Annotated in this window: 9 protein-coding genes; 3 read left to right on the top strand and 6 right to left on the bottom strand. The window is 71.6% G+C overall.

What is annotated here, in order from left to right; all coding sequences use genetic code 11:
• Positions 1-299: 299 nt before the first annotated feature.
• Positions 300-2,813, top strand: coding sequence for a nitrite reductase large subunit NirB (gene nirB, locus ABD908_RS24730; RefSeq protein WP_425584406.1), 2,514 nt, complete (start codon positions 300-302; stop codon positions 2,811-2,813).
• Between the two features lie 22 nt (positions 2,814-2,835).
• Positions 2,836-3,240, top strand: a complete 405-nt coding sequence (gene nirD / locus ABD908_RS24735; protein ID WP_345001085.1) for a nitrite reductase small subunit NirD — start codon at positions 2,836-2,838, stop codon at positions 3,238-3,240.
• A gap of 442 nt (positions 3,241-3,682) precedes the next feature.
• Here nirD and ABD908_RS24740 read toward each other — a convergent pair whose 3' ends face one another.
• Positions 3,683-4,246, bottom strand: a complete 564-nt coding sequence (locus ABD908_RS24740) for an ester cyclase (RefSeq protein WP_345001087.1) — start codon at positions 4,244-4,246, stop codon at positions 3,683-3,685.
• An 82-nt stretch (positions 4,247-4,328) separates the two neighbouring features.
• Here ABD908_RS24740 and ABD908_RS24745 point away from each other — a divergent pair, with 82 nt between their 5' ends.
• Complete coding sequence (locus tag ABD908_RS24745) at positions 4,329-5,015, top strand: TetR/AcrR family transcriptional regulator (protein WP_345001090.1); 687 nt, start codon at positions 4,329-4,331, stop codon at positions 5,013-5,015.
• Here ABD908_RS24745 and ABD908_RS24750 read toward each other — a convergent pair.
• The 5 genes from ABD908_RS24750 to ABD908_RS24770 all read right to left on the bottom strand — a co-directional run.
• On the bottom strand, positions 4,978-5,997 hold the full coding sequence (locus ABD908_RS24750) for a DNA polymerase III subunit beta family protein (RefSeq protein ID WP_345001092.1): 1,020 nt from the start codon (positions 5,995-5,997) through the stop codon (positions 4,978-4,980). The genes ABD908_RS24745 and ABD908_RS24750 overlap by 38 nt on opposite strands.
• 33 nt (positions 5,998-6,030) lie before the next feature.
• The gene (locus ABD908_RS24755; RefSeq protein ID WP_345001094.1) at positions 6,031-6,780 is read right to left on the bottom strand and encodes a sirohydrochlorin chelatase; all 750 of its coding nucleotides are present in this window, start codon (positions 6,778-6,780) and stop codon (positions 6,031-6,033) included.
• The gene (locus tag ABD908_RS24760) at positions 6,777-7,928 is read right to left on the bottom strand and encodes a uroporphyrinogen-III synthase (RefSeq protein ID WP_345001096.1); all 1,152 of its coding nucleotides are present in this window, start codon (positions 7,926-7,928) and stop codon (positions 6,777-6,779) included. The genes ABD908_RS24755 and ABD908_RS24760 overlap by 4 nt, the downstream gene beginning before the upstream one ends.
• A gap of 82 nt (positions 7,929-8,010) precedes the next feature.
• Positions 8,011-9,396, bottom strand: coding sequence for an MFS transporter (locus ABD908_RS24765; protein WP_345001098.1), 1,386 nt, complete (start codon positions 9,394-9,396; stop codon positions 8,011-8,013).
• A gap of 292 nt (positions 9,397-9,688) precedes the next feature.
• On the bottom strand, positions 9,689-10,108 hold a 420-nt coding region (locus ABD908_RS24770), incomplete at its 5' end, for a cysteine hydrolase family protein (RefSeq protein WP_345001100.1).

Below are 10,108 nucleotides of genomic sequence, written 5' to 3' on the forward strand. Positions count from 1 at the left end.
ACCGTCGGGCCCGACGGTGCCGGCGGCTGGCGCGCGGCCCGGCACGCGCCGACCGCCCACCTGGCCGCGCTCGTCGGACGGTCCGGCCTCGCACTCATCCCTCCGGGCGCCGTCGACGGTGCCCTGGTCGAGCGACTGTAGGGCCCTCACACATCCCGCCCACGCGGGGTGAGAAAAGCGTGACCGGGCGGCAATCCACGGCGAGCGCCGCCGCAATACCGCGCCCCTACTTTTGCGTGTGAAGGAAGCGAAGGGAGCTGGACGTGGACGCACGCACGGTAGCGGTCATCGGGCACGGCATGGTGGGACATCGATTCGTCGAGGCGCTGCGCGCCCGGGACGCCGAGGGCGCCTGGCGCGTGGTCGTGTTCGGCGAGGAGCGCGACGCCGCCTACGACCGGGTGGGGCTGTCGTCGTACGTGGGTGCGTGGGACCGCTCGCGGCTCGCGCTGCCGGGCAACGACTACGGCGGCGATGCGCTGGTGGAGGTGCGTTCGGGCGCCGCGGTCACCGGTATCGACCCGGCGGGCGAGCGGATCGTGCTTTCGGACGGCAGCGTCGTCGACTACGACGCGCTGGTGCTCGCCACCGGCTCGTACGCCTTCGTGCCCCCGGTGCCGGGCAGGGACACCCCCGGCTGCCACGTGTACCGGACGCTCGACGACCTGGACGCGATCCGGGCGGACGCCGAGGCCGCGCTGGCCCGCGATCCGGGTGCGGTGGGCGTCGTCGTGGGGGGCGGGCTGCTCGGCCTCGAGGCGGCGAACGCGCTGCGGACCATGGGACTTCGCCCGCACGTGGTGGAGGTGAACCCCCGGCTGATGCCGCAGCAGGTGGATGCCGCCGGTGGCGAGCACCTGGCCCGGATGATCGCCGGCCTGGGCATCGACATCTCGCTGTCCTCGGGTACCACCGAGATCGCACGCACAGCGGACGACGCCGGCCTGGCGGTCACGCTCGAGGACGGCACCGTGGTGGACGCCGCCCTGCTGGTGTTCGCCGCCGGCGTCCGGCCTCGCGACGAGCTGGCCCGTGGCGCGGGCCTGCAGATCGCGGAACGCGGCGGCGTGCTCACCGACCGCACCTGTGTCACCAGCGACCCCGCGATCTACGCGATCGGCGAGGTGGCCGCGATCGAGGGCCGCTGCTACGGCCTGGTCGGCCCCGGCTACACCACCGCCGAGGTGGTCGCGGACCGCCTGCTGGGCGGCGACGCCGAGTTCCCGGGCGCCGACCTGTCGACCAAGCTCAAGCTGCTGGGCGTAGACGTCGCCAGCTTCGGCGACGCGATGGGCACCACCCCCGGCGCGCTGGACGTGGTGGTGTCCGACCCGATCGGCGGCACGTACTCGAAGCTGGTGCTCTCGGACGACGCCACGACCCTCCTGGGCGGCATCCTGGTCGGCGACGCCTCCAGCTACGGTGTGCTGCGGCCGTTGGTCGGCTCGTCGCTGCCGGGTGATCCGGTGTCGCTGATCGCGCCGAGCAGGTCCGGCGACGGTGCCACGATCGGCGTGGGTGCGCTGCCCGACGAGGCCCAGATCTGCTCCTGCAACGACGTCTCCAAATCCACGCTGTGCGCGGCCATCGCCGACGGTTCGTGCACGGTCGCGGAGCTCAAGGGCTGCACCGGTGCCGGTACGTCCTGCGGATCCTGTGTACCGCTGCTGTCGCAGCTGCTCACGGCGCAGGGAGTCGAGGTCTCGAAGGCGCTGTGCGAGCACTTCTCCCAGTCCCGCGCCGAGCTGTTCGAGATCGTCAGCGCGAGCGGCATCCGCACGTTCTCGGAGCTGATCCGGCGGTACGGCGCCGGCACCGGCTGCGACATCTGCAAGCCGACGGTGGCGTCCATCCTCGCCTCCACCAGCTCCGACCACATCCTGGACGGCGAGCAGGCATCGCTGCAGGACAGCAACGACCACTTCCTCGCCAACATCCAGCGCAACGGTACGTATTCGGTGGTGCCGCGGGTGCCGGGCGGCGACATCACCCCGGAGCACCTGATCCTGATCGGTGAGATCGCCCGGGACTTCGGGCTGTACACCAAGATCACCGGGGGGCAGCGGATCGACATGTTCGGCGCCACCGTCGACCAGCTGCCGCAGATCTGGCGCCGGCTCGTGGACGGCGGCATGGAATCCGGCCAGGCGTACGGGAAGTCGCTGCGCACCGTGAAGAGCTGCGTGGGCACCGACTGGTGCCGGTACGGCCAGCAGGACTCCGTTCAGCTGGCCATCGACCTCGAGCTGCGCTACCGCGGCCTGCGCTCGCCGCACAAGCTGAAGATGGGTGTGTCCGGGTGCGCGCGCGAGTGCGCCGAGGCCCGCGGCAAGGATGTCGGCGTGATCGCCACCGAGTCGGGCTGGAACCTGTACGTGGGCGGCAACGGCGGGATGACGCCCAAGCACGCGCAGCTCCTGGCCTCCGACCTGGACGAGAAGACGCTGGTGCGGTACATCGATCGGTTCCTGATGTACTACATCCGCACCGCCGACCGGCTGCAACGCACCGCGCCGTGGGTCGAGGGGCTCGACGGTGGCCTGGAGCACCTCCGCGACGTGGTGATCGCCGACTCCCTGGGCCTGGCCGACGAATTCGAGGAGGCGATGGAGCGCCACGTGTCCGGGTACTCGTGCGAGTGGAAGGGCGTGCTCGAGGATCCCGACAAACTGGCCCGATTCGTGTCGTTCGTCAACGCGCCCGGCGCCCCGGATCCCACCGTGGAGTTCACCGAGAAGAACGGACGCAAGATCCCGCTGCTCATCGGTTCCCCCACCTTCCCGGCACCCAAGCCCGTTCCCGCCACTCGCTGAAATCCCCTGTAGGAGAATCATCATGACCACCTCGTTCGACCTCCGCCGGTGGGCCAACGACTGGACCGCGGCCTGCCCGCTGTCGCGGCTCGAGCCGCTGCGCGGTGTCGCGGTGCTGCTGCCCGACGGCGCGCAGGTCGCGCTGTTCCGCCTGGCCGACGACACCATCCGGGCCGTGGGGAACATCGACCCGATCGGGCGGGCCGCGGTGCTGTCCCGCGGCATCGTCGGCGACCGCGGCGGGTTCCCGGTGGTGCAGTCGCCGCTGAAGAAGCAGGCGTTCAGCCTGCTCGACGGCCGCTGCCTGGACGCCGAGGGCGTGTTCGTCCCCGTTTATGACACGCGGATCACGCTGGACCGCACCGTGTTCGTGGCGAACTCACCCGACATCCGATTCGGCTACCGCCGGCCGGCGCTGTCGGCCTGACGCGACGTCAGCGCGCCGGCCCCCAGCCGGTTCCCTCGCCGCGGTCGGTCTACTCGCCCCCGGAATCGTCGTGCTTTCCGGGGGCGCGGTTGCCACGGCAACACCACCCCACGGGAACCGCACTGGATCGCACGTCGGCTCACCAACGGTACGGACGCGCACCGATGGTGCGCACGCCGGTGAGCATCGAGACGTTCGATAAGCCCGTGCACTGTCGGTAGGCCACGGCGGTACCGCGCGCGCCGGAGGCGTCACGACCACTGAGATATCAAGCAGAACAATCGCGACGGCGTACCGGCTCTCGGTTGTGGTGCGAGCCGACGTGTGTCGCCGTCAGCCGGCCGCAGCCGCGCGGGCCGGGCCAGCAGCGTCCGGTCGTGGGCGTGGTGGTGGAACGCATCGCCTACGTGCAGGATCCACCGGTCGCCCGCGTCCACTCGGGTCAGTGGTCGAGGTCGGGTGGGGTGGTCGCAAGCAGCCGCGGATCGGGGTCGCCGCCGGCCTCGCCGAGCGCGCCGAGCACGCTACGGGCGACGGTGAGCAGCCCCTGTGGGCTGCGCTTGTCGATGCCGCGGAGCAGTTGCTCGAGCACCGTCAGCTGGTCGAAGTAGATGCGTTCGGTCGCCAGGTTCTCGTTCTCGTCGAACACGAAGTACGCGGTCATCCGGGTACGGTGCTTCGAGCCGGTCGCCGGAATACCGCCGAGGGGCCCGAGATGTGTTCCCCGGAGCCAGAACTCGACGATCACTGCGTCGTGGCTGTGGCGCAACGCGATGAGCTCGTGGTCCTGGTCGGGGAACGCGACACGGGTGTCACGGTAGTAGCCGCGCACCTCGTCGCCGCCGTCGTGCACCGTCATCGACGCGATCAGCTCGTAGTGCGGGTGCGGGAACGTCGCGAGCGTCGCGTCCCAGTCCTGCGCGACCTCGTCGTGGAAGTGGTCGAGCACCAGCTTCTCCCGTGCACGCAGGACGTCCTCGGGCGGGAGGTGGAATCGCTCGGTCATGACTCTCCTTAAATCCACGGTGTGGGTAATAAGTTATACCCACACCGTGGATTCATGCAACGACTCACGGCAGTATGGAGACGTGAGCAACCCCGCCGTGAAGCGCGGCCGCCCTCCGCGCGGCAGCACGACCTTGACCCGCGACGCCGTCGTGGACGCCGCGCTGGCGGTGATCGACAAGGGCGGCGTCGGCGCCGTCGGTATGCGCGCGGTCGCCCGCACACTAGGGGTGGACCCGAAGAGCCTCTACAACCACGTCGCGGATCTCGACGACGTGTTGGACGCGCTCGCCGAGCGCCTCCTCGGATCGATCGAGATCCCCACTGCCACCGGCGATCTCCGGGCGGACCTACGCGCCATCGCGCACGCGTTTCGGGACCGGGCGCTGGTGCACCCGCACGCGGCCTCGCTCGTGCTGACGCGCCAGCTCTCCTCGCTCGAGGGGCTGGCGCCGACGCAGGCCACCCTGAGCGTGCTGCGCGCGGCCGGCTTCCCGCCGGACGAGGCGACCCACCTACTCCGCGTACTGCTGGGCACGCTGATCGGGCTACTGCTGCGCGAGGTGGACGCGGGCCCCACCTACGGCAGCAGCGATCCCGCCGCGATCGCGCAGCGGACCGCCGCTCTCGAGGCGTCGGGCCTACCCGAGGTTGCCGCCGCCGCATCGCATCTCGCGCGGTTCGACGGCGCCGAGGAGTTCGACTTCGCCGTGGGCCTCGCCGTCGACGCGGTCAGCGCGCGGGCGCGAGCGGCATCACCAGGGTCGTGAGGGCACCGTCGTCCGCGGACCGAACGGTGACGGGTGCCGGGCCGAGACGCAGGTCCAGCATCACATCGGGCCCCACGGCGGTCGCCAGCGCCGGATAGAGCATGGTGGCGTCGAATATCGACGCCCAGTCGGGTCCCTCGACATCGGCCGCCACGGCGTGCTCGCCGACGGTGACGACCCCCGCCGATGCCGTGAACGAGAGCTCCTGCGCGGACTGCGATTCCAACGCAGCGACGAGGTCCCGGGCACGGGCGACGACGCGGGTCGCGACGGCCGGCAGTCGGTCGAGCATCGTGCGGTAGTCGGGGAAGTCGCCGTCGAGCAGCGGGCAGACCGAAGCCCCGATCCGAAGGGAGCGGCCGGCGAGGCGCACCTCGACGTCGTGGTCCCGGCGGACAGCGGGCGCGACCAGCCGCAGCGCGTCACCGTCGACCACGCCGGACCACTCACGATCCGTGGGGCCGGCGAGGGTCCGGGTCGTGAGCCGGTAGCGGTCCGACGCCGTGAGTGTGACCCCGCTGCCGGTGACCTCGACCGACAGCCCGGACAGGATCGGGACCTGGGGGTCGCTGCCGGTGGCGGTGGCCACCGCATCGATCGCGGCCGCCAGCACCGGTCCGCGCAGCCGTGCCAGCGGGACGTCCTCGGCGGCACCGAGTCCCGCCTTGATCTCGGCGCCGAGCCGCTCCGCCGCTCCGGCGCCGTCGCGGACCGTCGCGAGGTGCGCGTCGATCACCGCCGCCGCCTCGTCCGGCCCGGTCTCGAGGACGCGGCGGACATCGCCCAGAGGCAGGTCGATCGCGCGCAGCCGCCGCACGAGGTCGCCCCGGGCGATCTGCGCGGTGTCGTACAGTCGGTACCCCGTGGACGGGTCGACCTCGGCCGGCGGCAGGAGGCCCGAGTCGCCGTAGAACCGGAGCGCGCTCGGGGTGAGGCCGGTGCGCCGCGCGAACACGCTGATGGAGAGTCTGGTGTCGGTCACCGCTTCATCGTGGGGCCTCAGGTGGCTCGAAGGTCAAGCCCGGGGTCCGACACTCGCGGGCGCGGCGAGCAGAGCGTGCCGACGGCGCCGGACCGCGAGGCGGACCACCGCGGGGTGCAGGCCCAGCGGCGCGGCGACCGCGTCGCCACCCGCCCGCCCGAGCCGCTCCTGGAACAGTCCGTCCGCCAACAGATACGACGCGACCGCGACCCTGCGAGCGCCGGACCGGCGGGCCCGCGCGACCGCGTCGGCGACGGCGGGGTACCCGGAGCCGTCCCGGCATGGGGCCGCGAAGGCGATCGACACCCGGTGGCCGACCAGCGCCGACAGCATCGCAGCGGCGGCACGGACCTCGCCCTGTGCCTGCGGGTCACGTGTTCCCGCGGCGGCGAGGACCACGTGATCACCTGGCCGCCAACCGGATTCGAGAAGCCGATCGAGCATCGCGCGCGCCAGGTCGGGTGACGGACCGAGTGCCCGGGTCACCGTGGTATGCGGGTGGCCGGACGCGGCCACATGCGCCGGGACGTCCACGCGGACGTGGAAGCCGCTGGACAGGAACGCGGGGATCACGATCGTGGGTTCGACAGCGCCCAGCCCGCGGTCGCTGCGCTCGTCCTGCGCGAGCGACCGCAACACCTCCTCGGGGGTGGGGCCGAGGACGTCGACGAACGCCACCCGCACCGACTCGTCCAGAGCTCCGGCCATCGCCGCAGCGAGGTCGCCGATCATGGTGACGCCGTGCGGGTTCCGGGTGCCGTGGGCAACGAGGAGGGTGGTCATGGGCGCTCCGTTCCCGGGTCGTCGGGCATGTAGTCGACCGCCAGACGATAGCCTCGCTTCACGGCGGTCGCGATGAGTTCCTTTGCGCCGAGCGCAGACCGGAGCCGCGCGACGGCCGCCTCGACCACGTGCGGGTCGTCGCCACCCAGCGACTCGAGCAGCACGTCGCGGGCGACGACGGCGCCGGGCTCGCGGGCGAGGAGCTTCAGTAGGGTCAGGGAGTTCGGCGACAGGTCGCGGATCTCACCGTCGACCACGGCGCACGCCGCACGCATACCGAGCGTGTGCCCTGCGACGTCGAGATCGGGGCTGCGCCGGGGCAGTTCGTCGGCGATGATCCGGGCCAGCGCCCCGAGCCGCATCCGCTCGGGCATCACCGATGTCACGCCGATCCGCTCGAGCGGCCGCGCCGTCACGGGACCCACGCAGAAGGTCGTCACCGTCCCGTCGAGCACACATCGCACGGAGTCCGTCAGGCGCAGCTCGTCGGTGCGCATAAGGAACGACGCGGCCGCGGGGGCAGAGGTGAAGGTGACCGCGTCGACGCCGCCGAGCGCCACCCGCTCGATCAGTGCGTCCAGCGCGGCCAAGTCGGTGGGTGGCTCCCACCGGTAGACGGGCACCGGCACGACTGTGGCGCCCCGCTCGGTGAGTGCGTCGATGAAGCCGGGCACGGGATCCCAGTCGTCGACCGCGCCGTGCAACTGCACGGCGACGCGCCGGCCGTCGAGATCGTCCCGCGTGAGGTGCGAGAGCACCTCCTCGGACGACTCGGACACAGGCGACCACTCCTCCCGCAGACCGGCGGCCCGCAGCGCACCCGTCGCCTTCGGTCCTCGGGAGATCACGCGCGCGCCGCCGAGCGAGGCCAGCAACGACTCTGCGACGCCCCAGCCCTCGGCGGCCTCGATCCACCCGCGGAAGCCGATCCCCGTCGTCGCGATCAGCAGATCCGGCGGCGCGTCGACCAGGGCGTCCGTGACCTCGTGAAGGCGACGGTCGTCGGCCAGCGGGACCATGCTGATCGCGGCCGCCGTCACCACCTCGGCGCCGCGTCTGCGCAGGATGGCAGCGAACTCGTCGGCCCGCCGGCTGGCGGTGATGGCCACGGTGAAGCCCGTGAGCGAACGCGCATCGGGGCTGGTCATACCGTCGCTTTCGATCGAGTGCGGACAGACGGCGTGGCGCGGGGCTGCCGCGGCCGACCGTCGATCCATGGTAGTCGAGCGCTCAGGCACGCGCGGGCGCCAGTGTGTGCGCATCGGCGGTCACGCCGTGCGGCAACCGCACGTACACCTGCCAGGTCACCGCGGCCGCGATCACGTAGAAGGCACCGAACGCCCAGAAGGCGACGGTGGCGGTGCCGTTCGCCAGGTACGACGCGCGGAGCACCAGATTGATCGCGACGCCGCCGAGGCCACCGATGGCGCCGGCGATACCGATCACGGCGCCGGACATGGCACGCGAGTAGTTCGCGCGGGTCTGAGCATCGGCGTTCAGCGATCGCGAGGCGGCCTCGAAGATCGACGGGATCATCTTGTACACCGAACCGTTGCCGATGCCGCTGAGCACGAACAGCAGCACGAATCCGACCACGTAGAGCGCCATCGCGGTACCGGTGGTGTCACGGCCGGCGACGGTGGCGGTGACCGCCAGGATGCCGGCCCCGGCGATCATCCCGCCGAACGCCGCGAGCGTCACGCGGCCGCCGCCGATCCGGTCGGCGAACCTGCCGCCGTAGACCCGGGCCAGTGAGCCGAGAAGTGGTCCGACGAAGGCGATCTGCGCGGCGTGCAGCGACGCCTGTGCGGCGTTCTGGCCGCCCGACTGGAAGGAGATCTGCAGGACCTGGCCGAACGCGAACGAGAAGCCGATGAACGAGCCGAAGGTGCCGATGTAGAGCAGGCTCACGAGCCAGGTGTGCCGGTGCCGCAGGGCGGCGCGCATCGACGCCGTATCGACCGAGACGATGTCGAGGTTGTCCATGAAGCGCGACGCGCCGGCCGCGGCGAGCACGAGTGCGACGACGTAGACGGCGCAGACCCACCACGGCTGGCGGTTCCCGGCGACGGCGATCACCAGGAGGCCCACGAGTTGCACGGCCGGGACGCCGATGTTGCCGCCACCCGCGTTCATGCCCAGGGCCCAACCCTTGAGACGCTGGGGGAAGAAGGCGTTGATGTTGGTCATCGACGACGCGAAGTTGCCGCCGCCCAGGCCGGTGAGTGCCGCGCACAGGAGGTAGATCCACAGAGGCCGACCGGGATTCGCGAGGAGCACGACGGTGGCCAGCACGGGCACGATGAGCACACAGGCGGAGAAGAAGGTCCAGTTGCGTCCGCCGAAACGCGCCGTGGCCATGGTGTACGGCAGCCGCAACACCGAGCCCACCAGCGTCGCTGTCGCGGCGATCAGGAACTTGTCGCCGGCGTTCAGGTGGTACACGCCCTCCGGCATGAACAGGACCATCACCGACCACAGCGACCACACCGAGAAGCCCACATGCTCCGCGGCCACCGACCAGACCAGGTTGCGGCGCGCGATCCGTTCGCCTCCGGCGTCCCACGCGACCCGGTCCTCCGGGTTCCATCCTGTGATCGTGTGCGAGCGCGCCACGGGTGCTCCGTTCCTCGGGTTTCACGGTTCGGTGTCGAGTCCGAACGTAGGGACGGCATGTTGCTCCCCCGCTGCACGCAGTGTCGCGGCCGTGAAATCACCCTCACCGCCGGGCCGGGGCGGCTGTGAGAGGGGCCCGCTCGAGCCGTCGGCCGACCAGCCCCGGGGTGAGCGACCCGTCGTCGTCGCCGACCCGGACGGGCACATCAGCTGTATCCGCACCCCGACCGCGGTCTGAATCGTCGGTCGCGACGCCTGGTATGGCGAGGTCTCCACCCGTGTGACGCCCGGCTCACCGCCCGACGTGCACCCCGGTGAGCGCCCGCTCGACCTCCGCGACGGTGGCGAGTTGCACGCCGATGAGCGTGAGGTCGTCGAGCCGAGCGTCGATCACCTGGGACGTCGCGTCGGTGACCAACACCGCGCGCAGGTCGCGCTCCGATGCGTCGAACAGGGTGGCGCGCGGGCAGTTCGGCAGGTTACAGCCGGCGACCGTCACCGTCGTCACCCCCGCAGCGGCGAGATGCCCGGCGAGCGGGGTGCGATGGAACGCCGACCACCGCGGTTTGAACACGACCACCTCGCCGTCGCCCACCGGCTGCACGCCGCCGGCCAGCAGCAGCGGCGCGTCCAACTCCGTCGCGCGCGGCAGGAGTTGCACGGGGATCTGCGCCCCCGGTGAGCCCGGGGCGGCGATCCGCGCGCCCGCCTC

Source organism: Tsukamurella soli (genome assembly GCF_039541155.1).
Taxonomy (GTDB): domain Bacteria; phylum Actinomycetota; class Actinomycetes; order Mycobacteriales; family Mycobacteriaceae; genus Tsukamurella; species Tsukamurella soli.